The sequence below is a fragment of the Roseobacter sp. HKCCA0882 genome (assembly GCF_037805225.1).
GTDB lineage: Bacteria > Pseudomonadota > Alphaproteobacteria > Rhodobacterales > Rhodobacteraceae > M30B80.
This window is the reverse complement of the sequence record NZ_JBBLYI010000001.1, coordinates 770,405-793,659: the sequence shown is the minus strand read 5'-3', so window position 1 is coordinate 793,659 and position 23,255 is coordinate 770,405. Positions and strand designations below refer to the sequence as shown.

Annotated in this window: 27 protein-coding genes; 10 read left to right on the top strand and 17 right to left on the bottom strand. The window is 57.0% G+C overall.

The features are described from left to right. The first annotated feature begins 74 nt into the window (after positions 1-74). Positions 75-992: a LysR family transcriptional regulator gene (locus AAC622_RS04135; protein WP_340260460.1), complete on the top strand. Its 918-nt coding sequence runs from the start codon at positions 75-77 to the stop codon at positions 990-992. Here the strand turns inward: AAC622_RS04135 and uraH are convergent. Then, the gene (gene uraH, locus AAC622_RS04130; RefSeq protein ID WP_340260459.1) at positions 989-1,342 is read right to left on the bottom strand and encodes a hydroxyisourate hydrolase; all 354 of its coding nucleotides are present in this window, start codon (positions 1,340-1,342) and stop codon (positions 989-991) included. The genes AAC622_RS04135 and uraH overlap by 4 nt on opposite strands. Positions 1,343-1,517: 175 nt before the next feature. Here uraH and puuE point away from each other — a divergent pair, with 175 nt between their 5' ends. Both puuE and AAC622_RS04120 read left to right on the top strand, forming a co-directional pair. Next, a complete protein-coding gene (gene puuE, locus AAC622_RS04125; RefSeq protein ID WP_340260457.1) occupies positions 1,518-2,930 on the top strand; it encodes an allantoinase PuuE in 1,413 nt (470 codons plus the stop codon). Next, positions 2,927-3,409, top strand: a complete 483-nt coding sequence (locus AAC622_RS04120; protein WP_340260455.1) for an ureidoglycolate lyase — start codon at positions 2,927-2,929, stop codon at positions 3,407-3,409. The genes puuE and AAC622_RS04120 overlap by 4 nt, the downstream gene beginning before the upstream one ends. On the opposite strand, the gene AAC622_RS04115 is transcribed toward AAC622_RS04120, so the two are convergent. The 12 genes from AAC622_RS04115 to AAC622_RS04060 all read right to left on the bottom strand — a co-directional run bounded on the left by AAC622_RS04115 (position 3,404) and on the right by AAC622_RS04060 (position 12,281). Further along, on the bottom strand, positions 3,404-4,219 hold the full coding sequence (locus AAC622_RS04115) for a bifunctional allantoicase/(S)-ureidoglycine aminohydrolase (RefSeq protein ID WP_340260453.1): 816 nt from the start codon (positions 4,217-4,219) through the stop codon (positions 3,404-3,406). The genes AAC622_RS04120 and AAC622_RS04115 overlap by 6 nt on opposite strands. Positions 4,220-4,332: 113 nt before the next feature. Further along, entirely contained in the window at positions 4,333-4,977 is a 645-nt protein-coding gene (gene ureG, locus AAC622_RS04110; protein WP_340260452.1) for an urease accessory protein UreG, read from the bottom strand. Beyond that, positions 4,974-5,660: an urease accessory protein UreF gene (locus tag AAC622_RS04105; protein WP_340260450.1), complete on the bottom strand. Its 687-nt coding sequence runs from the start codon at positions 5,658-5,660 to the stop codon at positions 4,974-4,976. The genes ureG and AAC622_RS04105 overlap by 4 nt, the downstream gene beginning before the upstream one ends. Further along, positions 5,614-6,102, bottom strand: coding sequence for an urease accessory protein UreE (locus tag AAC622_RS04100; RefSeq protein ID WP_340260449.1), 489 nt, complete (start codon positions 6,100-6,102; stop codon positions 5,614-5,616). The genes AAC622_RS04105 and AAC622_RS04100 overlap by 47 nt, the downstream gene beginning before the upstream one ends. 16 nt (positions 6,103-6,118) lie before the next feature. Beyond that, positions 6,119-7,831, bottom strand: a complete 1,713-nt coding sequence (ureC, locus tag AAC622_RS04095; RefSeq protein WP_340260447.1) for an urease subunit alpha — start codon at positions 7,829-7,831, stop codon at positions 6,119-6,121. Further along, positions 7,831-8,136, bottom strand: a complete 306-nt coding sequence (locus AAC622_RS04090) for an urease subunit beta (protein WP_340260446.1) — start codon at positions 8,134-8,136, stop codon at positions 7,831-7,833. Before AAC622_RS04090 ends, ureC begins: the two co-directional genes overlap by 1 nt. Further along, a complete protein-coding gene (locus AAC622_RS04085; protein ID WP_340260445.1) occupies positions 8,133-8,300 on the bottom strand; it encodes a peptidase M23 in 168 nt (55 codons plus the stop codon). The genes AAC622_RS04090 and AAC622_RS04085 overlap by 4 nt, the downstream gene beginning before the upstream one ends. An 18-nt stretch (positions 8,301-8,318) precedes the next feature. Next, a complete protein-coding gene (locus AAC622_RS04080; protein ID WP_340260444.1) occupies positions 8,319-8,621 on the bottom strand; it encodes an urease subunit gamma in 303 nt (100 codons plus the stop codon). Positions 8,622-8,624: 3 nt separating this feature from the next. Further along, positions 8,625-9,374: an urease accessory protein UreD gene (locus tag AAC622_RS04075; RefSeq protein WP_340260443.1), complete on the bottom strand. Its 750-nt coding sequence runs from the start codon at positions 9,372-9,374 to the stop codon at positions 8,625-8,627. Positions 9,375-9,637: 263 nt separating this feature from the next. After that, the gene (locus tag AAC622_RS04070; RefSeq protein WP_340260442.1) at positions 9,638-10,405 is read right to left on the bottom strand and encodes an ABC transporter permease; all 768 of its coding nucleotides are present in this window, start codon (positions 10,403-10,405) and stop codon (positions 9,638-9,640) included. Beyond that, positions 10,402-11,196: an ABC transporter ATP-binding protein gene (locus tag AAC622_RS04065; protein ID WP_340260441.1), complete on the bottom strand. Its 795-nt coding sequence runs from the start codon at positions 11,194-11,196 to the stop codon at positions 10,402-10,404. Before AAC622_RS04065 ends, AAC622_RS04070 begins: the two co-directional genes overlap by 4 nt. A gap of 74 nt (positions 11,197-11,270) precedes the next feature. Continuing rightward, positions 11,271-12,281 (bottom strand): ABC transporter substrate-binding protein, encoded by a 1,011-nt coding sequence (locus AAC622_RS04060; protein WP_445322595.1) that lies wholly within the window; start codon positions 12,279-12,281, stop codon positions 11,271-11,273. Positions 12,282-12,552: 271 nt separating this feature from the next. Between AAC622_RS04060 and AAC622_RS04055 the strand changes: the two genes are divergently transcribed. After that, entirely contained in the window at positions 12,553-13,242 is a 690-nt protein-coding gene (locus AAC622_RS04055) for a fumarylacetoacetate hydrolase family protein (RefSeq protein ID WP_445322594.1), read from the top strand. A gap of 25 nt (positions 13,243-13,267) precedes the next feature. Beyond that, the gene (locus AAC622_RS04050; RefSeq protein ID WP_340260440.1) at positions 13,268-13,744 is read left to right on the top strand and encodes a DUF2938 domain-containing protein; all 477 of its coding nucleotides are present in this window, start codon (positions 13,268-13,270) and stop codon (positions 13,742-13,744) included. On the opposite strand, the gene pgi is transcribed toward AAC622_RS04050, so the two are convergent. The 3 genes from pgi to zwf are packed head-to-tail and all read right to left on the bottom strand — an operon-like array spanning position 13,741 to position 17,479. Then, positions 13,741-15,348, bottom strand: coding sequence for a glucose-6-phosphate isomerase (gene pgi, locus AAC622_RS04045; protein ID WP_340260439.1), 1,608 nt, complete (start codon positions 15,346-15,348; stop codon positions 13,741-13,743). The genes AAC622_RS04050 and pgi overlap by 4 nt on opposite strands. Before the next feature lie 3 nt (positions 15,349-15,351). Continuing rightward, positions 15,352-16,023, bottom strand: coding sequence for a 6-phosphogluconolactonase (gene pgl, locus AAC622_RS04040; RefSeq protein ID WP_340260438.1), 672 nt, complete (start codon positions 16,021-16,023; stop codon positions 15,352-15,354). Positions 16,024-16,027: 4 nt separating this feature from the next. Next, positions 16,028-17,479, bottom strand: a complete 1,452-nt coding sequence (gene zwf, locus AAC622_RS04035) for a glucose-6-phosphate dehydrogenase (RefSeq protein WP_340260436.1) — start codon at positions 17,477-17,479, stop codon at positions 16,028-16,030. Positions 17,480-17,891: 412 nt separating this feature from the next. Between zwf and AAC622_RS04030 the strand changes: the two genes are divergently transcribed. Both AAC622_RS04030 and AAC622_RS04025 read left to right on the top strand, forming a co-directional pair. Continuing rightward, complete coding sequence (locus AAC622_RS04030) at positions 17,892-18,473, top strand: YqaA family protein (RefSeq protein WP_340260435.1); 582 nt, start codon at positions 17,892-17,894, stop codon at positions 18,471-18,473. After that, positions 18,470-18,967, top strand: a complete 498-nt coding sequence (locus tag AAC622_RS04025) for a disulfide bond formation protein B (protein ID WP_340260434.1) — start codon at positions 18,470-18,472, stop codon at positions 18,965-18,967. The genes AAC622_RS04030 and AAC622_RS04025 overlap by 4 nt, the downstream gene beginning before the upstream one ends. Before the next feature lie 20 nt (positions 18,968-18,987). Here the strand turns inward: AAC622_RS04025 and AAC622_RS04020 are convergent, their stop codons facing one another. Continuing rightward, positions 18,988-19,278 (bottom strand): usg protein, encoded by a 291-nt coding sequence (locus tag AAC622_RS04020; protein ID WP_340256069.1) that lies wholly within the window; start codon positions 19,276-19,278, stop codon positions 18,988-18,990. A 253-nt stretch (positions 19,279-19,531) separates the two neighbouring features. On the opposite strand from AAC622_RS04020, the gene gyrA reads away from it, so the two are divergent. The 3 genes from gyrA (at position 19,532) to AAC622_RS04005 (ending at position 23,237) form a co-directional block, all read left to right on the top strand. Continuing rightward, positions 19,532-22,306, top strand: a complete 2,775-nt coding sequence (gene gyrA, locus AAC622_RS04015) for a DNA gyrase subunit A (protein ID WP_340260432.1) — start codon at positions 19,532-19,534, stop codon at positions 22,304-22,306. 178 nt (positions 22,307-22,484) lie between these two features. Next, positions 22,485-22,775 carry a hypothetical protein gene (locus AAC622_RS04010; RefSeq protein ID WP_340260431.1) on the top strand — a complete coding sequence of 97 codons (291 nt, stop codon included), beginning with the start codon at positions 22,485-22,487 and terminating at the stop codon, positions 22,773-22,775. Between the two features lie 114 nt (positions 22,776-22,889). Then, on the top strand, positions 22,890-23,237 hold the full coding sequence (locus tag AAC622_RS04005; RefSeq protein ID WP_340260430.1) for a hypothetical protein: 348 nt from the start codon (positions 22,890-22,892) through the stop codon (positions 23,235-23,237). Positions 23,238-23,255 lie beyond the last annotated feature (18 nt).

The window sequence follows — 23,255 nt, the reverse complement described above, 5'->3', positions numbered from 1 at the left end:
CCTGCATACTAGGCGGCTGAGGTTTATTCTGCTATTACGAGCAAACGCCAAGCAGTATCAAAAAAAGCAAAACAATGTCCTATATTGATAATATCCGAACCTTTGTCCGTGTCTACGAGCTTGGGTCAATGTCGGCGGCAGGGCGCGATTTGCGCATCTCACCTGCCGTGACATCTTCGCGGATTTCGCAATTAGAGGAACATTTGGGCGTGCGTCTGTTTCAGCGCACAACCCGCAACCTCACCCCGACCGAGCAGGGCCAAGCCTTTTATCGGGGGGCAACGCGGATTTTGGAGTCGGTCGAGGACGCCGAAGCGCAGATCGTTAACATCACTGAGAACCTCAAAGGCAGTCTCTACGTGGCCGCACCTTTGGGGGTGGGTCGGCGCTTGATCGCGCCTCATGTGCCAGATTTCATTGCGCAATACCCTGAAATTCATGTGCGTCTGCGCCTGTCAGATCGCAAGATTGATCTAACCACCGAAGGGCTTGATCTGGCGTTTTTCCTTGGGGAACCCGAGGATAGCAATCTGCGCATCCGCAAGATTGCGGATGTCGCGCGGGTGTTGTGTGCAGCGCCTGCCTATATCGCCGCGCGGGGGATGCCCAAATCAGGGGCTGACCTCGTGACCGAGCGGCATGAATGCCTCAACCTGCGCTTTCCAGGGGCAAAGGAATTTAAATGGCGGTTGCAAACCAAAGCAGGGTTTGAGCGGTTCCGCGTGGCAGGGCGATACGAATCCGATGATGGCGATGTCCTGACAGACTGGGCTTTGGCGGGGCATGGCATTGTGATGAAACCCATCTTTGAGGTGGCCGAGCATCTGAGCTCAGGCGCGCTTGTGCCTGTGGCAACAGAAGCCCCGCCCGCCCCTATTCAAATGGCCTGTCTTTTCACCCACCGGCGCAGACAAGACCCCAAAACGCGGCTTTTCATGGAATTCATGATCGACCGCGTGGGGGATGTGATCCGCAACAGCGCGCGCGATTAACTGCCGCGATAGGTGGAATAGCCAAAAGGCGACAGCAAAAGCGGCACGTGGTAATGCGTGTCTTTTGACATGCCAAAGCGGATTGGGATCATATCCAAGAAACGGGTGCTTTCTTTTGGCACGCCTTGCGCGTCAAGATAGGCGCCTGCGTGAAAGCAGAGCTCATAAACCCCGCGCGCAAATTCCGCGCTTGGTAAAATCTGCGCATCGGTGCGCCCGTCTGCGTTGGTTTCAACAGTTTTGATCAACTCCGCCCCAGCATCGCTGATGCGATAAAGATCAATTTTCATGCCTGCCGCAGGGCGGCCCGTTGCCGTATCCAAAACATGGGTGGTCAAATATCCCGCCATGGCGCGCGTCCTTTTGCCTGTAAATGAACCCTAGAAAATCTCAAAACTTGCGCCCATGATAGGCGAGATTATGCGCCTGATACAGTGTAGAGCGATCAAAAGAGTGCTTATATATTTTTTTTAAAATCATCTGTGATTATCTGCATTATGCCATAGAAAAACAAACGAGGCTGATATGACACGCTACCCCCGAGATTTACGCGGCCACGGGCCAGACGCGCCCCTTGCCGCTTGGCCCAATGGCGCGAAAATCGCTGTGCAGATCGTGCTGAATTACGAGGAAGGTGGCGAAAACAATATCCTGCACGGCGATGCTGCATCCGAGGCCTTTTTATCCGAGATTACAGGCGCGCAACCATGGGTTGGGATGCGTCATTGGAATATGGAGTCGATCTACGAATATGGCGCGCGTGCAGGGTTTTGGCGGCTTTATTCCATGATGTCCGACCTGCCCGTGACAGTTTATGGTGTGGCCACGGCCCTTGCTCGCAGCCCCGAACAGGTGGCGGCAATGAAACAGGCGCGTTGGGAAATTGCCAGCCATGGCCTGAAATGGGTGGAACACAAAGATATGCCCCCCGAAGAGGAGCGCGCGCAAATCCGCGAGGCCATCCGCCTGCATACCGAGGTGACCGGAACCCCGCCACGCGGGTGGTATACGGGGCGCTGTTCCATGAACACTGTGGATCTTGCCGCGCAAGAGGGGGATCTGGCCTATATCGCAGACAGCTATGCCGATGACCTACCCTATTGGGTCAAGGCGGGCGGCAAGGATCAGTTGATCGTGCCCTATACGATGGATTGCAACGATATGCGCTTTGCAATCCAAGCAGGTTTCACCGAAGGCGCGCAATTCGAGCGCAGCTTGATCGACACCTTTGATCAGCTTTACGCCGAAGGGGCGGCAGGCGCGCCCAAGATGATGTCGATCGGTCTGCATTGCCGCCTTGCAGGGCGCCCTGCCCGTGCGCTGGCGCTGAAACGCGCGCTTGCGCATTTCCAAGCACATGAGGGCGTTTGGTTCGCCACCCGAGCGGAGATTGCCGATCATTGGGCCGCGACCCACCCCGTGACCGCGCGCATGACCCCCTCGCAAATGACACGAGAGGAATTTGTCGCCGAATTTGGCGGGATGTTTGAGCATAGCCCGTGGATTGCTGAACGTGCCTTTGAGATGGAACTTGGTGCCGCACATGATTGCGCGGCGGGGGTTCATTCGGTTCTCGCCCGCGCCTTTCGCAGCGCCAGCGCGGCGGAACGGCTTGGGGTATTGCAAGCCCACCCTGATCTGGCAGGGAAACTGGCCGCAGCAAAGCGTCTGACGGCAGACTCCACCGCCGAGCAAGCCTCAGTCGGGCTTGATAGCCTGACAGATGCAGAACGCGCGGAGTTCACCGCCTTGAATGACCGCTATACCGAAGCCTTCGGATTTCCCTTTATTATCGCCGTGCGCGACAACACCAAGGCCAGTATCTTGGAGGCCTTCAAGCGCCGTGTGACGCAATCGCGCGATGTGGAATTCACCGAAGCCTGCCGTCAGGTCGAGCGTATCGCAGAATTGCGTCTGATAGATCGGTTCGCACAATGAAAATCATCATCGAACCCATGACCGCCGATGCCTTCGCCCCGTTTGGCGATCTGCTTGAGGCGAAGGGCACGCCAGATAAGATCATAAATCAAGGCCTATGTGGCCGTTTCCACGACCGCGCGCGGATGGATTTTTCGGATGGGCGTGCAGGGATCAGTATCTTTCACGCAGAAAAGCGCGATTTGCCCTTAAAGCTTGATCTGGTCGAGCGGCACCCTGACGGATCTCAGGCCTTTGTTCCGATGAGCCACCAGCCGTTTTTGGTGGTCGTGGCAGAAGATCAAAACGGCACACCGCAGAACATCCGCGCCTTCCTGACCGAGGCAGGGCAAGCGATCAATATTCATCGCGGCGTCTGGCACGGGGTGCTGACGCCGCTTCATGACCCGGGTCTTTTCGCGGTCATCGACCGCATCGGCGAAGGCCCCAATTTAGAAGAATATTGGCTGCCTGATGAGGTGATTATCGCCCCTTCATAGGGGCATATGGCGGTTCACATCTTTGTAAAGCAGATAGCGGAACTTGCCCGGCCCCCCTGCATAGCAGGCTTGCGGGCAAAAAGCGCGCAGCCACATATAATCTCCCGCCTCAACCTCGACCCAATCCGTGTTGAGGCGATAGACGGCCTTGCCCTCTAGCACATAAAGACCATGCTCCATCACATGGGTTTCCAGAAACGGGATCACCGCGCCCGGTTCAAATGTCACGATGGTCACATGCATATCATGGCGCAGGTCAGCAGGGTCAACAAAGCGCGTGGTGGCCCATTTCCCTTCTGTGCCCGCCATTGGCGTGGGCGCGATATCGCGCTCGTTCAAGATTAGAACATCAGGGTGATCAAGACCTTCAACCTCTTGATAGGCCTTTCTGATCCAATGAAACCGCAAAGGCGACTGCCCAGGGTTATATAATTCCCATGCATGGGCAGGCGGCAGATAGGCGTAACCGCCCTCCTCCAACAGATGGGTTTGACCATCCACTGTCAGGCTTGCTTGGCCCTCCACCACAAAAAGAACCGCCTCGGCCTCCTCATCGGTTTCAGGGCGCGCGCTGCCACCTTCGGGCGCGACTTCCATGATGTAATGCGAAAAGGTTTCAGCAAAGCCCGACAGGGGCCGCGCAATCACCCAAAGGCGGGTTTTCTCCCAAAAGGGCAGGAAACTGGTGGTAATATCGCGCATCGTGCCGCGTGGGATCACGGCATAGGCCTCGGTAAAGACCGCGCGATCTGTCAAAAGCTGTTCCTGCGGGGGATGGCCGCCTGTGGGGGCGAAATATTTGGGGCTCATAAAGGGCAACTCACATTGAAAACTGAGGCTATGATAGGCGCTTGTTGCGACGCTGTCGCACCCAAAAAGCACGAAGGCAGTTTTCGGGTTTCTTTGATAATCACAGCACTCTATTAGGCAATTTTTGCAGACTGCACCTTAGGCAAGCCGCCCATCTCAAGGATCAGATCAACGATCTTCTCCACGCCTTGCTCATTGCGCAATTGCGCCATCACGAAAGGCCGCCCTGCGCGTGCGCGGCTGGCATCAGCCTCCATCACCTCAAGCCGCGCCCCGACATAAGGCGCGAGATCAGTTTTGTTGATCACCAAGATATCCGAGCGTGTCAGTGCAGGCCCGCCTTTGCGCGGAATATCCTCGCCCGATGCCGTATCAATCACATAAATCGTCAAATCCGCCAATTCAGGGCTGAAGGTCGCCGATAGGTTATCGCCGCCGCTTTCGATCAACACGATCTCAAGGTCAGGGTGGCGCGCCTGCATTTGCGCAATTGCGGCCAAATTGATGCTGGCATCCTCGCGGATGGCCGTATGGGGGCACCCCCCCGTCTCAACCCCAATGATCCGATCAAGGGGCAGGATCTGCATCCGCATCAGCGCCTCTGCATCTTCTTGGGTGTAAATGTCATTGGTGATGACACCGATGGAAAACTGGGTTTTCAGACGCGCTGCGAGCCTTGCGGTCAGCGTGGTTTTACCCGCGCCAACAGGGCCACCGATCCCAATTCGAAGCGGGCCATTTGGGGAAAGATTGGTCATGATTGAAACATCCTCGCAGGGGCCAACCCGTGGTGTGCGGCGGCAATGTCAGAAAGAAAGGCGGTGCTGTGCAAATCATCCAAACTTGCGGTTTCAGCAATCGGGGCAAGGGCGGCAATCTGGGACGAAAGTCGCGCCAATATCCCTTGTGCCGCCACCTGCCCCAAGGGCATCAAGCGTTGCGCCGCAGCGACAAGATTTGCGAAGAACCCCTGAAGATAGAGGGCCGCCGCATCGGCGGGCGCAATCCCGCGCTGTGCGGCCACAAAGCCTAGCGCGATTGGCACAAACAGATCAGGCAGGCCCTCCTGCCCCCAAACATCGCGCATCAAGGCGCTGAAACTGGCCCCCATATTTTGCGCCTCGCGCAGACGGGGGGCCGCGAACTGCCATGCGCGGGCCTCATCTTGGAGTGCGATCAAGGTGTCATGCCCCTCGGCCTTAGCGCCAAGCCCGATCCAAATCGTATCATTGCGCCCCGTTCCATGATGCAGCAGGTCACATAACCAATCCTCAAGATCAGCGGCAGATGTGATCAGCCCGTCTTGAATGGCGGCCTCAATCCCATGACTAAAGGCAAAGCCCCCCACAGGGAACGCAGGCGAAACCCACTGCGCCAGTGTGATATAATCGGCATCAATGCGCATGGGGCATATGCGCGCTTGCGCCATGTTCATGGGCATGGGTGCGCCCATGACCATAGGCCCCACCCTCGGGGGTGAAGGGGCGGGTTTCTTCCACCAAATCCGCCCCAAGTTGCCCCAACATGTGTGCGATCACGGGGTCGCGGCGGATGATCAGACAGCCCTGCCCAATCTCGCAAGGGGTGTGGCGATTGCCAATGTGCCACGCGAGCCGCGCTAAGTTTTCACCACGGATGACCAACACCGCCTCAGGGGCGGCGCGCACCGCAATGCGGCGGCCATCGGTCAGCACCAAAACATCCCCCGCGTCCAGCGATGTGGTCTGCGCCAAAGCCAATAAAAACGCCCGTCCACCATCGCTGATGAGGCGCTTGCGGCGTAGAAACCGCGCCTCGTAGTCCAGCGTGATCGTGTCAAAGGAAAGGGCCACGCCCGTGACGGGCCCGCGCATCACCTCATGGCACAAGGGTAGATCAGTCATCCTTCCCCCCCTTTTTTCAGAATAGGAAATAGCGCTGTGCCATTGGCAGCACCTCGGCAGGTTCGCAGATCAACAATTCGCCATCTGCGCGCACCTCATAGGTTTCAGGGTCCACCTCGACCTTTGGGGTGGCGGTGTTCAGCTTCATATCTGCCTTGCCGATGGCGCGGGTGTTGCGCACAGCAAGGGTCGCTTTGGCAAGACCAAGCGCGGATTTGATGTCGCGCGATTGCGCGGCCTCGGATACGAAACTGACCGACCCCCGTTCAACCGAACGCCCATAAGCCCCCCACATGGGCCGCGAATAGACGGGCTGCGGGGTCGGGATTGAGGCATTGGGATCGCCCATTTGCGCCATGGCAATCGTGCCGCCGATTAAGACCATCTCAGGCTTGACCCCAAAAAAGGCAGGTGACCACAGCACCAGATCGGCGCGCTTGTCGACTTCAATCGAGCCAATCTCATGCGAAATTCCATGCGCAATGGCGGGGTTGATAGTGTATTTCGCGACATAGCGGCGGACGCGGAAATTGTCATTTTCGCCCGTCTCCTCGAGCAGGCGGCCGCGTTGTTTGCGCATCTTATCGGCGGTCTGCCATGTGCGGATGATCACTTCGCCCACCCGCCCCATTGCCTGACTGTCAGACGCAATGATCGAAAACGCGCCCATATCGTGCAGGATGTCTTCGGCGGCGATGGTTTCGCGGCGGATGCGGCTTTCGGCGAAGGCGATATCTTCGGGGATGGATTTGTCCAGATGGTGGCAGACCATCAACATATCTAGATGTTCCTCGACCGTATTCACTGTGAAGGGCCGTGTGGGGTTGGTCGAGGACGGGATCACATGGGCCTCGCCGCAGATTTTGATGATGTCAGGCGCATGACCGCCCCCCGCCCCTTCGGTATGAAAGGCATGGATCGTGCGGCCCTTCAGCGCCTTGATCGTATGTTCGACAAAGCCCGACTCGTTGAGCGTGTCGGTATGGATCATCACCTGCACATCCATCGCATCGGCCACGCTGAGGCAGCAATCAATCGCCGCGGGCGTGGTGCCCCAATCTTCGTGCAGTTTCAGCGCGCAAGCCCCGCCCAAAATCTGTTCCTCAAGGGCGGCGGGCAGGCTGGCATTGCCCTTGCCCGCGAAAGCAAGGTTCATGGGAAAGGCATCCGCCGCCTGCAACATCCGCCCCAAATGCCAAGGCCCAGGCGTGCAGGTGGTGGCAAGCGTCCCATGCGCTGGACCCGTGCCCCCGCCCAGCATCGTGGTCAGGCCCGAATGCAGCGCATCTTCGATTTGCTGCGGGCAGATGTAATGGATATGGCTGTCAAACCCGCCTGCGGTCAGGATGCGCCCCTCGCCCGCGATGATCTCGGTGCCTGCGCCGATGGGGATGGTGATATTGGGTTGCGTATCGGGATTGCCCGCCTTGCCGATGGCGGCGATGCGCCCGTCCTTCAGCCCAATATCCGCTTTATAAATCCCTGTGTAATCCACCACCAAGGCGTTGGTGATGACTGTGTCCATCACCCCTTCAGCGCGGGTCAGTTGCGATTGGCCCATGCCATCACGGATCACCTTACCGCCGCCGAATTTGACCTCCTCCCCATGGGGGCCTGTGAGATCACGCTCGACCTCGATAATCAAATCTGTATCGGCAAGGCGCAGTCGGTCGCCTGTGGTCGGCCCAAACATCCCTGCATGATCGCGGCGCGAAATTGAGGCAGGCATCACAAATCCCCCATGATTGCGGCGTTAAAGCCAAAGACCCTCCGCGCCCCAGAAATCGGGATCAGAGTGACCTCGCGGCGCTGACCGGGCTCGAACCGCACCGATGTGCCTGAGGCAATATCAAGGCGCATTCCGTGGGCGGCCACACGGTCAAACTCTAGCGCGGGGTTGGTTTCAGCGAAATGATAATGACTGCCCACTTGCACAGGCCTGTCGCCCGTATTGGCAACCATGACCGACACCGCCGCGGCACCCGCATTCAGGGTCAAATCCCCTTCTGCAACAAACACCTCGCCCGGGATCATTTCCGCTGCTCCGCAATGATCAAAGCGGCCAATCCAATTGCGCCAAGCGCGCCAAGCGCCACCGCCCAAGGTTCGACCCCATGCGGGTGAAGATGCAGACCGTCATGCGCAATTGCGGGGCCAGCAAGCATGAGGGACAGGGCGGAAAGGATCATATTTTTCATAAATTTATTCCTTTATGTTCAACGAATAGGGTTATGGACAGTGACCAGCTTTGTGCCATCGGGAAATGTGGCCTCGACCTGCACCTCGTGGATCATCTCAGCCACGCCTTCCATACATTGATCGCGCGTGATGACATGGCCGCCTGCCTGCATCAAATCCGCCACGCTGCGGCCATCACGGGCCCCTTCGACCACCGCATCGGTGATCAGCGCGATCGCCTCGGGATGGTTCAGCTTCACCCCCCGCGCAAGGCGGCGGCGGGCCACCTCAGCGGCCATCGAGATTAGCAGTTTATCTTTTTCACGGGGGGTGAGGTTCATCTCTTACAGGCTCCAAGAACGGGGAAGATCATGGGGGGACAAGGCGCACAAAACGGGCACCAAGGCGCGGCGCAGACCAAACCCATCTTCGGCAAGAATGCGCACGAGCAATAAATCCGCTTGCGGGGCTGAGACGGCAGCGGTTTGGGGCAACAGGGTGCGGATCATCTCAAGCTTGGCGCAGGCGTCAGGCGCAGCACATGTCACTGTGGAAAATCCCGCAGCACCCTGCCCGATGGCCGCACGCGCAAGATGGGCGTGAAGATCACCCTCCATCCGCAGCGCATCGCGATAGAGGGGGCGCCCTGCGCGGGTGATGCTGATGTGATCCTGCAGATAGCCCTCTCGCACCACCTCGCCCATCGCGGCGCGACCAAGGATAACGCTTTCGGCGGCCAATAGATACGCGTCTTCGGCCATCTCTACGCAGAGGCGCCGCCGCAGCGCGCCGCCATCAAACAAGATCACCTCTTGCGGCAGCCATGACAGCGCAGCCCCCGCTGCAATGGTTAACTGCGTGCTGACCTGACCACGGCCCGTTGCAGCGCGATAGATGCGTTCGGCCGATTGCGTGGTCAGGGTCAGATGCCCGCCCGCCACATCGCCCATAATAGCGAAGCGATCCCCGCCTGTGATGCCGCCTGCGGTGTTGATCATCACCGCCTCAACGGTGCCTTCGCGGCGCGGAAACAGCGCGCGCAATGATCCTTCGGCCCGAAAATTCTGTAATCGCCCCGAGGGCCCCAAGGCCACATGCAAAGCCCCCTTTGCACGCGGGGGGGCGCATGGTGGCGATATGGGCAAAGTTTCAGTCACGCGGAGGCGGCCTTGATGGTGGATTGCACGTCACGCCCACGATTTCCCTCTGGGGCAGCAAGGAAAAGAGGCGCGCTTGGCCCCAACTGGCCCCTGCGGATGATTGATTAAATTTTAATCGAAATTTTTATCCGCGCTCAAAAATAGCGCGAAATGAAAAGCCCCCACGGCGCGTGTCTGCGGGGGCCAAATCCCTCGGATCAGTTTGGCGCGCGCTCTGCCCATCCTGCAAAGATACGCTCAAGCGCCACAACCACATAGAACAGCAAGATACCAAGGGCGGCCAACATGAACAGCACCGCAAACATCAATGGATAATCTGCGCTAATTCGCCCTGAATCGAACAATGCCCCAAGGCCGCGACCATGCGGGCTGACGATTTCCATCAAATTTGTGCCAATAAAGGCCAAGGTGACGGCAACCTTCAACGCCCCAAAAAATTCGGGCAGGGTTTTTGGCAATGCGATTTTCCAGAAAATCGTGAATTTCGAGGCACCAAGCGCGCGCAAAATATCGCGATATTCAGGTTCTAGTGTGGACAATCCGATTGAGACAGAGACCGCAATCGGGAAAAACGAGATCATAAAGGCAATGAGCACGGTGTTGAAATCATGCTGACCCAGGAAGATCAGCGCCACAATCGGCACCACTGTCGCCTTGGGGATTGCGTTGAAGCCAACCAAGAGCGGGTATAACCCCTCGCGCGCGATGCGCGAAAAGCCCATGATCATCCCCAACCCTGTGCCAAACACCACAGCCAAGGCCAAACCCACCACTGTGCGCCAAAGCGTTTCCCACGAGGCCACAACGAATAACTCGCGGAATTGCCAAAATTTTGGGATCAAATCCGAAGGTGAAGCCATGCGATAATTGGGCAGTTGATAGAACCAGACCAACCATTCCCAGATGGCAATCACAGCCGCAATGAACAGGATCGGCACGCCGATTTTAAGAAACTTATCATTCATGCTGCGCCCTCCTGAGGAACGCGACCTTGCGCTAGTTGAATTTGGTGGCGCAGCACGGCCAGCATATCGACCGCTTTTTTGCTGTAGAGGTCTTCGAGACTGCGCTTGCCCTGCAAATCAACCTGCAAAATGTGCTGGGCATGGGCGGGACGACCCGAGAGAACCACCACTTGATCTGCCAAAAACACGCTTTCGCGCAGATCATGGGTGATCAACAGGCAGGTAAAGGGCTCTTCCGCGCGCAGATCATGCATGGTGCACCACAGGTCTTCGCGAGTGAAGGCATCAAGCGCACCAAAGGGTTCATCCAAGATCAGCACATCGGGCTTATGGATGATAGAGCGACACAAGGAGGCCCGTTGGCGCATTCCCCCTGAAAGCTCGGAGGGTTTCTTGCCCTCAAACCCTTTGAGCCCCACCAATTCCAACAAATGGCGCGCGCGGGCCTCGCCCTCGGCGCGGGTCATTGGGGTTTTGACAATCTCCAAGGGCAGAAGCACGTTTTCCAAAATCGTGCGCCATTCCAACAGAACGGGGTTTTGAAACGCCATCCCCACTGTGGGGCGTGGCCCTGTTACCTTTTGACCTGACAACCAGACCTCGCCTTGGTCAGGGCGCATCAGCCCCGACACCAATCGCGTCAGCGTGGATTTCCCACAGCCCGAAGGCCCAACCACCGCGCAAAATGAATGTTCTTCGATCTGCAAGGACAGATCATCAAGAACAGGCAAAGGCCCCGATGCCGTGCGATAGGTATGGGTGACCCCTTTTAATTCTATTTGAAACGCCATCTGTGCCTCTATCCTCGAAAAATTGGGCCAGCGAGATCAGGTCGCGCTGGCCCTTATTGTCTTATCGTTTGGCTTTATTGGGCCAAGCTGCGCTCCTCAGCGGGGGGCAGATAGGCATCGGTGAAATAAAGCGATGCGTCAGGCGCGTTTTGGAAATCGTAAACGATGGTCATCTGCTCAAGCGCCTCAGCCATGCGGGCAGGGTCAATATCGCCCATGCCGTTTTCAAGCGCATAAGCGGTTGCGATATTTGCATCGAGTGCCATTTGCAGACGCCGCGTTTCCAAATCAACATCGCCTGCGGGGTTGCGCGCAATTACGGCAGCCGCCCCTGCGGCAGGGTCAGCCAGAGCATCGCGCACACCATCAACAACCGCACCCAAGAACGCGGTCACAACCTCGGGGTTCGCGGCAGCGTAATCCGTGTTCACGATGATTGCGTTGCCATAAAGCTTTACGCCGTGATCCGCAAAAAGGATCGTGGTCAGATCATCCTCAGGCACGCCCAAACGTGCGGCGCTGAGATAGGAGCTAAAGTTGAAGCCCGTCACACTGTCCACTGTGCCTTCGGCCAAAGACGGCTCGCGCGTGGGGAAGCCAACAGGCTCGACCGTAATTGTGCTGACATCGATACCATTTACGGCTGCCAAAATCGGGAATTGCGCCCATGCCCCGTCAGGGGGCGGTGCACCAAGGGTAGAGCCTTCGAGATCTTCAATCCCGTTAATCCCAAGGCTTTTACGACCCACAATCGAGAAAGGTGGGCTGTCATAGATCATCATAACGGCAGTCACAGGGGCGCCAGGGTTTTGATCTAGGAAGCGGATCAATGAGTTGATATCAGCAAACCCAATGGGAAATGCACCCGTGGCAACCTTAGGGATCGCATCGAGCGACCCTTCACCTGCAGAAATCTCAACATCAAGGCCTGCATCTGCGAAATGGCCATTATCAATTGCCAAGAAGTAAGGTGCAGATGGCCCCTCAAACCGCCAATCGAGCGTAAAGGGGATGTCGGTTTGGGCGAAGGCAGGGGTGGTTGCAATCATCCCTGCGGCGATCAGTGGTAGTGTTTTATGAAGCACGGCTTATTCTCCAATCCAATGCGGCACTGTGAGGCCACCTCATGATCCCACCCGCCTGCGGTCAATCCGCGGCATGGGCAAGACGGCGCGCCATGACGAAGGCCTGTTAAAGATTAGGCAGATCCAGAAATTTTGCCTAGAAAAAAAGCAAACCGCGAAGCTGATAGATGAAGAATTTGTAAAATCTCCTTAAATTTTTCTCCAATTGCCAAGCGAACCCCAAGCCCCTAGCGTGGCAGTCGCGTGAGAGCCGAAAAAGAAAATAACCCAAATGAACCAAGATAATTTTGTGATCTCTGCCCCCCCGCACCCCATGATTCCCGTGGAGGGAGGGGGCGTATTTCCAGTCCGCCGTGTGTATTGCATCGGGCGCAATTATGCCGCCCATGCGATTGAAATGGGTCATGATCCCGACCGCGAGCCGCCGTTCTTCTTTCAGAAAAATCCAGATAGCTTGGATGCGTCCGGCGAGATGCCCTACCCTGTTGGCACATCTGACTTGCATCATGAGATCGAAATGATGGTGGCGCTGAAATCAGGCGGGCGCGATATCGCACTTGAAGATGCGCTGTCCCATGTATGGGGCTATGGCGTGGCGCTTGATATGACACGGCGCGATTTGCAGGGCGAGGCCAAGAAATTAGGCCGCCCTTGGGAGATCGGTAAATCCTTTGAGCACTCCGCCCCCATAAGCCCACTTTTGCCCGTATCCCAAGTGGGCCATCCCAGCACAGGAGAGATCACGCTGCATGTGAATGGGGCGCTGCGCCAAGAGGGGGATTTGGCGCAAATGATTTGGAAAACGCCTGAAATCATCCGCTATCTGTCGCAATATTTTGAATTGGCGGCAGGGGATGTGATCCTGACGGGCACGCCTGCGGGGGTTGGCCCCGTGGCGCGCGGCGATGTGATGGAAGGAAAGGTTGCAGGTCTGGGCACATTGAGCGTCCGCGTGACCTGAACCTGCAAGCAGGGGAGAAGATAAAATGAGCGTCATCACACTGGGACTCATCATGGGCATCTGTGGCACTGTTGCGATGGATATCTGGGCGGTGATCCTGACACGGATTGCGGGCATCCCTACGCCCAATTGGGGCAATGTGGGCCGTTGGGTTGCCCATTTGGGGCGCGGGACAGTGTTTCACGCTGATATCAATACCAGCGCCCCTGTGGCCCGCGAACGAATGATTGGTTGGGTTTTCCACTATGCGGTCGGTGCGGTCTATGGCGCGCTGTTTTTGGGGATCATGGGCCAAGCGTGGTTAAGCGCGCCCAATTTCCTGCCGCTTTGGATTTTCTCGATCCTGACCATCGGGGCGGGATGGTTTTTGTTGCATCCTGGCCTCGGGCTTGGATGGGCGCTTGCGAAAACCGCCGCCCCATGGAAGGGGCGGGTTTTAGGCCTTATGGCCCACACTGTCTTTGGCCTTGGAATGTGGGTGGGCGCGGTGGCGCTTGGTTAACGATGCGCGTGGATATAGCGCAACAGGCTTGCGGTAGAGGGGTCTAACCCCTCTGCCCCCGCCGCGCCCTCAACGGCGGGTTGCAGGGCCAAAGCCAGTTCTTTGCCCAATTCCACACCCCATTGGTCATAGGAATTGATCCCCAAGATCACCCCTTCCACAAAAACCCGATGCTCATAAAGGGCGATGATCTGCCCCAATGTGAACGGGGTCAGGCGCGGATAGATCAGCGTGGTTGACGGACGATTGCCCGTGAAAACGCGATGCCGCGCTTGGCGTTCCAATTCCGCACCAGACAGGCCTTTTGCAGCCATCATGCCGCGCGCCACCTCAAGGCTACGGCCCTGCATCAAGGCCTGAGATTGCGCCAAGCAATTCGACAAGAGCAAGGTATGGTGATGCGCCAATTCAGGCTCATGCCCTGCGGCGGCCACCATAAATTCGCACGGAACAACACGCGTGCCCTGATGGATCAGCTGATAAAACGCGTGTTGCCCATTCGTGCCCGGCTCCCCCCAAACAATCGGGCCTGAATGATAGGGCAAATCCTGCCCGTCCATAGACACGCCCTTGCCGTTCGATTCCATTTCCAATTGCTGCAAATAGGCGGGCAGACGCGACAGGCGTTGGTCATAGGGCAACACCGCGCGGGTCGCATGACCGCAAACCTGATTGTGCCACAGCCCGATCAAGGCCAATAATACCGGCATATTCTCGGGAAGATCAGCCTCGCGGAAATGGGCATCCATGGCCGCCGCACCCGCGAGGAATGCCTCAAACTGTTTTGGCCCAATGGCCAGCATCACCCCAAGGCCAATTGGCCCCCAGAGGGAATAGCGCCCACCGACCCAATCCTCGAACCCAAACACGCGGGACGGATCAATACCATAGGCCGCTGTTTTATCCGTTGCAGAGGACAAGGCCACGAATTGCGCGGCAGGCTCACTGACCGCATGCGCCATCCAATCGCGCGCCGTTTGCGCATTGGTCATGGTTTCAATCGTGGTAAAGGTTTTCGAGGCAACAATGACCAAAGTTGTTCTTGGATCAAGCCCTTGCAGCGTGTCGTTGATATGTGCCCCATCCACGTTTGACACATAATGCACCCGCGGCCCATCGTGATAAGGTGCCAGCGCAAGCGTGGCCATCGCGGGGCCCAGATCAGACCCGCCAATCCCGATATTGATCACATCCGTGATCTTGCCGCCCTGCCCCTGATAGCGGCCTGCGCGCAGATCATCGGCGAACAGTGCCATACGGGCGCGGGTTTCTTGAACGGCAGGCAGAACATCCACCCCATCCACCATGATCGGGCCAGAGGGCGCACGCAAGGCGGTATGCAGCACCGCGCGACCTTCGGTTTCATTGATCTTTTCGCCCGCGAACATCGCCGTGCGTTTTTCTTCGACATTCGCCTTGCGGGCTAATTCCACCAAGAGTGACAGCACCTCATTGGTGATATGTGTCTTAGAAAAATCGAACATCATATCGCCCGTCTTGGCCGAAAACCGCGTAGCGCGGGCAGGATCATTATCAAAAAGCTGCGACATAGGGGTGCTGCGCAGGTGATCCCACGCGGTGGAAAGCTCTGTCCAGATGGTCATGATTTACTCAGCCCAATGAATGGTGGCGGTCTTTAAAACAGTGGCAATTGGTGCTTGATCTTCAGGCAAGTCTGCGGCCCGCTCAAGTGCCGCGCGCTTTTCACGCCCTGTGATCAAGATATGGCAATGCAGCGCGGCTTTCAGCACAGGGGCGGTCAAGGTGATCCGCGGCTCGCCCGCGTTTGCGGCCCGCATCGCCATCAGGGGCGGCGCATCTGCGCTGAGGGCTGCGTTGAGATTATCCCCATCGGGAAAAAGGCTTGCGGTATGCATATCTGCGCCCATCCCCAACAGCAAAACCGTGATCGGCAAATGCGGCAACAGCCCGTCTGTCAGATCGGGGATGCCCTCCTCTGGCGTGTTGGCGCCGTTAAATAGGGGTATTAACTTTGCCTCCGATGCCTTTGATTGTAATAGTTTTTCTTTCAAAAGCCTTGTGTTAGAGCGCGGGCTATCCTCGCCAAGCCAGCGTTCATCATTGAGAAAGACTGCAATATCACGCCACGCCAAATCCACTTCGGCCAAGGTTTTGAACACAGGGCCCGGTGTCGTGCCGCCCGGAACGCAGAGCGAGGCGCGCCCCGCCACGCGCAAGGCCTGCCCTAATTCCGAGGCGGTACGATCCGCCAAGGACATCATCAATAAATCGCGGTCGGGATAGGTGATCAATTCCATGGGATCAGCCCACCTCACGCCAACGGCGCCCATCGCGATGCAACAACATCAGCGCATCTTCTGGCCCTGTGCTAAAGGCCTGATAGGGCACGGGGCGTTCATTGCGCGATTGCCACCCTTGGATGATTGGATCCGTCCAACGCCAAGCTGCCTCAACCTCATCGCCGCGCATGAACAGCGTTTGATTGCCACGGATCACATCCATGATCAGCCGCTCATAGGCATCGGGTGCATCGGCCGCATCCGCCCCAAGCGCCTCGGCAAAGGTCATATCAAGCGGCACATCGACCAAACGCATCCCCCCTGGGCCTGGCTCTTTGATCGTGACGCTGAGATCAATGCCCTCATCAGGTTGCAGGCGAATAGACAAAACATTGGGCTTCGTCCCTGCATCCTCATCAAAAATGGAATGGGGCGGCTCTTTGAAATGGATCACAATCTCGGACATCCGCGCGCGCATCCGTTTGCCTGTGCGCAAATAGAATGGCGTGCCATTCCAACGCCAATTGGCGATATGCACCTTCATGGCCACAAAACTTTCTGTGCGGCTTTTGGGGTCTTCGACATCGTCCAAATAAGACGCGGTCTTATCGCCTGCTTTATACTGGCCGCGCACAATATCCTCGGGGCGCACAGGATCAAGCGCGCGGATCACCTTAAGCTTTTCATCGCGCACGGCGTCAGGGTCAAAATGATTGGGCGGCTCCATCGCGGTCAAACACAGAAGCTGCATCAAATGGTTTTGCACCATATCACGCATCGCGCCTGATTTATCGTAATAGCCCCCCCGCCCGCCAACACCGACCTCTTCGGCCACAGTGATTTGCACATTGTCGACATATTGGGCGTTCCACAGCGGCTCGAACAGGATATTCGCAAAGCGGATCGCCATCAGATTTTGCACCGTTTCTTTACCCAAATAATGGTCGATGCGGTAAATCTGGCTTTCGTCAAAATGCTCGGCCAGTGTTGCGTTCAAGGCCTTGGCGGTGGCCAGATCATGACCAAAGGGCTTTTCCACCACAATCCGCGCATCAGAGCGCGCAACTTTATGGGTGTGCAGACGTTCGGCCAGATCGCCAAACAAGGCTGGCGCGACCGAGAAATAAAAGGCCTGCACGACACCATCGCGCATTGTGCCCTCGAGATCGGCCCATCCATCCGTGCCGCGCGCATCAATGGCAACATAGCTCAAACGCTGTAAAAACGCGGCAAGGCTGGTTTCATCGCGTCTGGCTTCGGGGGTAAATTCGGCAATAGCCGCGCGGACAAAATCACGAAAGGCAGCATCATCTTGGGATGTGCGCGCCGCGCCGATGATCCGCGCCTCGGGCGGCATTTGCCCGTCATGAAAGCGCCGATAAAGTCCAGGCAGGATTTTGCGCCGCGCCAGATCCCCTGTCGCCCCAAAAATTACCAGATCAAAATCTTCAACTGGAATGACGCGCGAAACCATTTTCTCTCCTTTGCCCTGCATCTGACCCAAATTCTTTGGGAAATTCACAGGTTATTGCCGCCTTTGGCCGCGATTTACGTTAGCGCTAACGAAAGCTGAGGCGGGCTTAGCCAATCTCGAACCCAAAGTCTAGCAGAGCCTGACGATTTGGCAAAGCGGCGGGGCAGATTTTCACGTGCTGTGGCACGGCGTAAAATGAAAAAGGCTCAAGCGGCCTCCCCTCCGCTTGAGCCTCAACGCGACGTGAAACTCCCTTTCGGGGCTCGCGCGTATTCAATGTGCCTGCGACACTTTATCATTTGCAACGATCCGTCAAGAGTTTTGTCACACTCATGTCACCTGGCTTTGGCTTGACCTTTTCCGCCCTGTCGGGCATCGCCTCTGGCATTGGGGCGATATTAGGATAAATGCGATGCTGCGCGGGCTCTATAATTGGACAATGGGTTTGGCGGGTCATCGACACGCCCTGTGGGCCTTGGCGATTGTGTCCTTTGCGGAAAGTTCAATCTTTCCCATTCCCCCAGATATTTTGATGATCCCAATGCTCCTTGCGCGGCCCAATCGGGCTTTTTTAATTGCCTCTGTCTGCTTAATCGCCTCAGTTTTGGGGGGGATTGCAGGCTATGCGATTGGGGCGCTGTTCTATGACCAAATCGGCGCGCCGATTTTGGCGGCCCTTGGCAAGGCCGATGCAATGGCCGAGTTTAACGCGCGCTTCAATGATCTTGGCTTTTGGCCCGTATTGATCGCGGGGCTAACCCCCTTCCCCTATAAGGTCATCACCATCATGTCGGGGTGGACAGGCCTGCCTTTGGGGACATTCATTGTCACCTCGATCATCGCGCGGGGGATTCGCTTCTTTGTCATCGCGGCATTGCTGCGCCAATTCGGTGCCCCTTTACGCGATTTCATCGAGCGCCGTCTGGGGCTGATGTTTACATTGTTCATCGTCATCTTGCTTGGCGGGTTTTATGCTGTGAGGTTCATGGGATGATGCGGGATCTGGATTTGCCAAAATTATCGGCCCTCGCGGGTCTTGGGTCTGCCGCGACATTGGCGGGCGCTTTTGGGTTTCAGTATCTTGGCGGGCTTGCGCCCTGCGCCATGTGCCTGTGGCAACGATGGCCCCATGCGGGCGCTGCACTGGGTGCGCTGTTCATCGTAATCATTGCCGCCATTGCCCCCAAATTGGCGCGCGGTTTGACCCTGATCGGGGCGGGCGCGATGCTGATGAATGCAGGGATCGCGCTGTATCACACAGGGGTTGAGCGCGGGTGGTGGCAAGGCCCCACCTCCTGCACGGGGGGCGCAGAAGATATTCTGTCGCTTTCGGCGAATGAGCTGCTGTCAACAGACACCGCGCCTGCGATTGTTATGTGTGACGAGGTGGCATGGGCCTTTGCGGGCCTGTCGATGGCCTCATGGAATGGCCTGATTTGCTTGGCCCTATTCCTAATCTGGGCCAAGGCCGCAGCGGCCAAACTGTAGCCCCACGCCTGTCCCGCGGGCTAGGGATAGGAAATCTCCTCAACGACATTGCGCCATGACCCGTCAGAAATCAGCCGCCGATGTGCAAAACGCACAGAATGCAACGGCGCCTCAATCTCGCGCTTCCAGAAATCAATAAAGCCGAAAATGCGCGGATAATCTGGTGCGAGATCGTAATCCTGCCAGATGAACACGTTGATAACATTACGAAAATCAGGCATCCGATAGTAAAATTCCGCCGTGGTCAGCCCATACCCCTCAAGCATCAGCCCCGTTGCGGTTTCATCACTGTTGCGAGACCCCCAAGTCATCTGCACCTACCCTTGCTTGGTTCATGGTGCCTGATGATTGCAAATGCAAATTAAAAGTCAACAAAAACAATGCATTAGCAGCATATTGCTGCGGCTGACAACAGGCGGCAGGCGGTAAGCGCCCAATTCACCTGACAGGAGCATTGCGCCCTATATCGCGGGGGTCTATAGTGTTGAATAACAAAATATAGCTGTGCCAAGGGGTGCAGCATATCATCGCAGAACAAGATCGAAAAGACAGCAGGCCCGCACAGTGACAGATACGCCCGAAACCCCCGAGAATGACCCCGCCACGCCCCCCGCGCGGCACCCGCATTCTGGCCCTTCGATTGATATCGCCGATGAGATGAAAACATCCTTCATCGATTATGCGATGTCGGTGATCATCAGCCGCGCGATCCCCGATTTGCGCGATGGCCTCAAACCTGTGCATCGCCGCATTTTGTTTGCGATGCATGAAACGGGCAACACGCATGAAAAGGCCTATCGGAAATCTGCGCGCCCCGTGGGCGATGTGATGGGCCAATATCACCCGCATGGCGACAGTGCGATCTATGACGCGCTTGTGCGGATGGCGCAGCCCTTTTCGATGTCCCTGCCCCTGCTAGATGGTCAGGGCAATTTCGGCTCTATGGATGGCGATAACCCCGCCGCCATGCGCTATACCGAAGTGCGCATGGACAAACCCGCCGCCTATCTTTTGGCCGATATCGACAAGGACACGGTCACTTTCCAAGACAATTATGATGGCAAGCAAAAGGAACCCACCGTTCTGCCTGCGCGCTTTCCCAATATGTTGGTCAATGGTGCGGGCGGCATTGCGGTTGGCATGGCCACCAATATCCCACCCCATAATTTGGGCGAGGTGATTGATGCCTGTCAGGCCTTGATCCAAGATCCCGACCTCAGTTCGGAACAGTTAATCGAGTTTATCCCTGCCCCCGATTTTCCCACAGGCGGGATCATCTTGGGCCGCTCTGGCGCAAGGCGGGCCTATACCGAGGGACGCGGCAGCGTGGTCATTCGCGCGCGCACCCATGTTGAGGAAATCCGCAAAGACCGCTTTGCCATCATTATTGATGAGATCCCCTATCAGGTGAACAAGGCCTCGATGATCGAACGCATTGCAGAATTGGTGCGCGAGAAAAAGGTCGAAGGCATCTCAGGCGTGGCGGACGAATCTGATCGCAACGGCGTGCGCGTTGTGATCGAGTTGAAACGCGATGCCACCCCTGATGTGGTGCTGAACCAATTGTTCCGCTTTAGCCAGATGCAGACCTCCTTTGGCTGCAATATGTTGGCGCTGAATGGCGGGCGGCCCGAGCAGTTGGATTTACGGGGCTTTTTGACCGCCTTTATCGCCTTCCGCGAGGAGGTCGTGGCGCGCCGCACCGCGTTTGAGTTGAACAAAGCACGCGAACGCAGTCACATTCTGTGTGGTTTGGCGGTTGCCGTCTCCAATGTCGATGAGGTTGTGGCCACGATCCGCGCCTCCGCAGATGCGGCCGCGGCGCGCGAAGCCTTGATGACACGGCGCTGGCCTGCGGCGGATATTGCCGCCTATATCCGTCTGATTGACGACCCGACCCATACGATGAACGAGGACGGCACCTATAACCTCTCCGAGGCGCAGGCGCGCGCGATTTTGGAACTACGCCTGCAACGCCTGACCCAGATTGGCGTAAAGGAAGTGACGGATGAGTTGGAGGAACTCGCAGGTAAGATCAAAGAATATCTTGCCATCCTCGCCAGCCGTGATCGGATCATGGCGATCATCTCGGAAGAATTGGCCGAGGTGAAAACAGCCTTCGCCGTGCCGCGCCGCACCGAGATTGTCGATTGGTCTGGCGACATGGATGACGAAGACCTGATCGAACGCGAAGACATGGTCGTGACCGTCACCGCAGGTGGCTATATCAAGCGCACGGCCTTGGCTGAATTCCGCGCACAAAAACGCGGCGGCAAAGGGCTATCGGGCGGCAGCCTCAAGGAAGACGATGTCGTAACATCGCTCTTTGTGGCTAATACCCACACCCAGCTTTTGTTCTTCACCACAGATGGGATGGTCTACAAGCTCAAGACATGGCGTTTGCCGCTTGGCAGCCGCACATCAAAAGGCAAGGCCATTGTGAATATCCTGCCCATTCCTGTGGGGGTTACGATTGCGGCGATCATGCCCGTTGACCGCCCCGAGGAAGATTGGGGCGATCTACAAATCATCTTTGCCACATCCGCAGGCGATGTGCGCCGCAACCAATTGTCGGATTTCACCAATGTGAAATCAAACGGCAAGATTGCAATGAAATTGCCCGAAGATGGGTCAGTCAGCCTCGTGAATGCGCGCATCTGCACCGAGGAATACGATGTGATGTTGGTCACCGAAGGGGGTCGCGCGATCCGCTTCTCTTGCACCGATGTCCGCGTCTTTAAGGGCCGCGACAGCACAGGCGTGCGCGGCATCCGTTTGGGTGATGGGGAATCTGTGGTTTCTATGGCCGTGATCCGCCATTTCACCGCTGACCCTGCTGAGCGCGCCGCCTATCTCAAAAAGCGCCGCGCCTTGGCAGGTGCGCCCGAAGATGAGGTTGAAACGGACGAGGATGAGGGCGTGGTGGCCGAAAGCACCCTTAGCCCTGAACGCTTTGCCGAAATGCGTGCCTCAGAGGATTTGATCCTAACCATCACAGAAAGCGGGTCTGGAAAATTATCTTCAAGCCATGATTACCCTGTCAGGGGCCGTGGCGGCATGGGGGTTATGGCCATCGACAAGGCGATGCGCGGCGGGCCATTGGTGGCAGCCTTCCCTGTCGAGATGACCGATCAGATCATGCTCGCCTCATCAACGGGTCAATCTATTCGCGTGCCTGTTGAGGGCATCTCATTCCGCTCACGCTCGGCAGGTGGGGTGAAGGTGTTTAACACCAAGGCAGGCGAAACCGTTGTGTCAGTCGCGCGCATCGTTGAAGGTGATGACGAGGACACCGCCACGGCGGATGCAGATGCGGCCGAGGCCAACGCAGACACCTAAATCTCAGGCCCGCTCAAACCAAAAATTTACGACCCACATCAAGGGCCGCACCGCCAAGGCGCGTGCGGCCCTTAAGATTTTAGATAAATTGCAGCCATTAACCATATGATAAAATTCATATATATTTTTCTTCACCATGCGCCATTTGCAAAGGAACCTTTGTTGAAAGCGCGTTCTGATGGCTGCACCAATCTCGCAATTTTGCCTTTGCCTCGGTCTGGCCTCTTTGGCTGCGGATATGGCACACGCCAATAATTTGGGCCTGCGTGCCGCAACGCTTGGGCTTAACAGCACTGGTGCTGACCAAAATGGGGCGCATCTCAATCTTGATTACGCGATTACCGCGCATCACGGGTTTGAGGTGAATTTTGATCTGGCGGATACCGAAATCGGCACCATTGGCACCGTTCGGGCAGGCCTACACCTCAGCCCCGCCGCTGATCGGGGCTATGGTCTTTTTGCCTATTAGGCCGATCTCAACAATGAAAGCAGACGCTGGGGTGGGATTGGCATTCAAGGGCGCCGTGCAATTGCAGGGCTTACGTTAGGGGCTTATGGCGGGTTTGGCCTGCGCGACAGCGCCATGGCGACACGCCCCCTTGGGGATGCAGATGTGCTTTTTGTAGGTGGTGAGATCCGTCTTGATCTAGGCCCCTCATGGCAGGGCTTTGCGCAAATCGGACTTGCCGAATTTGACGAATTGCGCCTGTCCACAACTCAGATCACTGGCGAAATTGGTGTGCAATGGCTGGATCACAGCGGTGCAGTTGCGGTGACGGCAAGCTATGGTTTTGAAGAATTCTCCAACCCCGCTTTGCGCGATAGAGGCCAGTTCCGTCTTGGGGTCGAGATCGCCTTGGGAAAACGCCCTGTTTACACGCCCCTGCCCTTTGCAGACCCATTCCTGCCTGTGGTGGCTCGCGGCCTGTAACGCCTCCCAAAAAACCCG

What these genes read in the sequence shown, in the direction of transcription:
- AAC622_RS04135 (WP_340260460.1), top strand. Translation starts at nt 75, where the DNA reads ATGTCCTATATTGATAATATCCGAACCTTTGTCCGTGTCTACGAGCTT.
- uraH (WP_340260459.1), bottom strand. Translation starts at nt 1,342, where the DNA reads ATGGCGGGATATTTGACCACCCATGTTTTGGATACGGCAACGGGCCGC.
- puuE (WP_340260457.1), top strand. Translation starts at nt 1,518, where the DNA reads ATGACACGCTACCCCCGAGATTTACGCGGCCACGGGCCAGACGCGCCC.
- AAC622_RS04120 (WP_340260455.1), top strand. Translation starts at nt 2,927, where the DNA reads ATGAAAATCATCATCGAACCCATGACCGCCGATGCCTTCGCCCCGTTT.
- AAC622_RS04115 (WP_340260453.1), bottom strand. Translation starts at nt 4,219, where the DNA reads ATGAGCCCCAAATATTTCGCCCCCACAGGCGGCCATCCCCCGCAGGAA.
- ureG (WP_340260452.1), bottom strand. Translation starts at nt 4,977, where the DNA reads ATGACCAATCTTTCCCCAAATGGCCCGCTTCGAATTGGGATCGGTGGC.
- AAC622_RS04105 (WP_340260450.1), bottom strand. Translation starts at nt 5,660, where the DNA reads ATGCCCATGAACATGGCGCAAGCGCGCATATGCCCCATGCGCATTGAT.
- AAC622_RS04100 (WP_340260449.1), bottom strand. Translation starts at nt 6,102, where the DNA reads ATGACTGATCTACCCTTGTGCCATGAGGTGATGCGCGGGCCCGTCACG.
- ureC (WP_340260447.1), bottom strand. Translation starts at nt 7,831, where the DNA reads ATGCCTGCCTCAATTTCGCGCCGCGATCATGCAGGGATGTTTGGGCCG.
- AAC622_RS04090 (WP_340260446.1), bottom strand. Translation starts at nt 8,136, where the DNA reads ATGATCCCGGGCGAGGTGTTTGTTGCAGAAGGGGATTTGACCCTGAAT.
- AAC622_RS04085 (WP_340260445.1), bottom strand. Translation starts at nt 8,300, where the DNA reads ATGAAAAATATGATCCTTTCCGCCCTGTCCCTCATGCTTGCTGGCCCC.
- AAC622_RS04080 (WP_340260444.1), bottom strand. Translation starts at nt 8,621, where the DNA reads ATGAACCTCACCCCCCGTGAAAAAGATAAACTGCTAATCTCGATGGCC.
- AAC622_RS04070 (WP_340260442.1), bottom strand. Translation starts at nt 10,405, where the DNA reads ATGAATGATAAGTTTCTTAAAATCGGCGTGCCGATCCTGTTCATTGCG.
- AAC622_RS04065 (WP_340260441.1), bottom strand. Translation starts at nt 11,196, where the DNA reads ATGGCGTTTCAAATAGAATTAAAAGGGGTCACCCATACCTATCGCACG.
- AAC622_RS04055 (WP_445322594.1), top strand. Translation starts at nt 12,553, where the DNA reads ATGAACCAAGATAATTTTGTGATCTCTGCCCCCCCGCACCCCATGATT.
- AAC622_RS04050 (WP_340260440.1), top strand. Translation starts at nt 13,268, where the DNA reads ATGAGCGTCATCACACTGGGACTCATCATGGGCATCTGTGGCACTGTT.
- pgi (WP_340260439.1), bottom strand. Translation starts at nt 15,348, where the DNA reads ATGACCATCTGGACAGAGCTTTCCACCGCGTGGGATCACCTGCGCAGC.
- pgl (WP_340260438.1), bottom strand. Translation starts at nt 16,023, where the DNA reads ATGGAATTGATCACCTATCCCGACCGCGATTTATTGATGATGTCCTTG.
- zwf (WP_340260436.1), bottom strand. Translation starts at nt 17,479, where the DNA reads ATGGTTTCGCGCGTCATTCCAGTTGAAGATTTTGATCTGGTAATTTTT.
- AAC622_RS04030 (WP_340260435.1), top strand. Translation starts at nt 17,892, where the DNA reads ATGCTGCGCGGGCTCTATAATTGGACAATGGGTTTGGCGGGTCATCGA.
- AAC622_RS04025 (WP_340260434.1), top strand. Translation starts at nt 18,470, where the DNA reads ATGATGCGGGATCTGGATTTGCCAAAATTATCGGCCCTCGCGGGTCTT.
- AAC622_RS04020 (WP_340256069.1), bottom strand. Translation starts at nt 19,278, where the DNA reads ATGACTTGGGGGTCTCGCAACAGTGATGAAACCGCAACGGGGCTGATG.
- AAC622_RS04010 (WP_340260431.1), top strand. Translation starts at nt 22,485, where the DNA reads ATGGCTGCACCAATCTCGCAATTTTGCCTTTGCCTCGGTCTGGCCTCT.
- AAC622_RS04005 (WP_340260430.1), top strand. Translation starts at nt 22,890, where the DNA reads ATGGCGACACGCCCCCTTGGGGATGCAGATGTGCTTTTTGTAGGTGGT.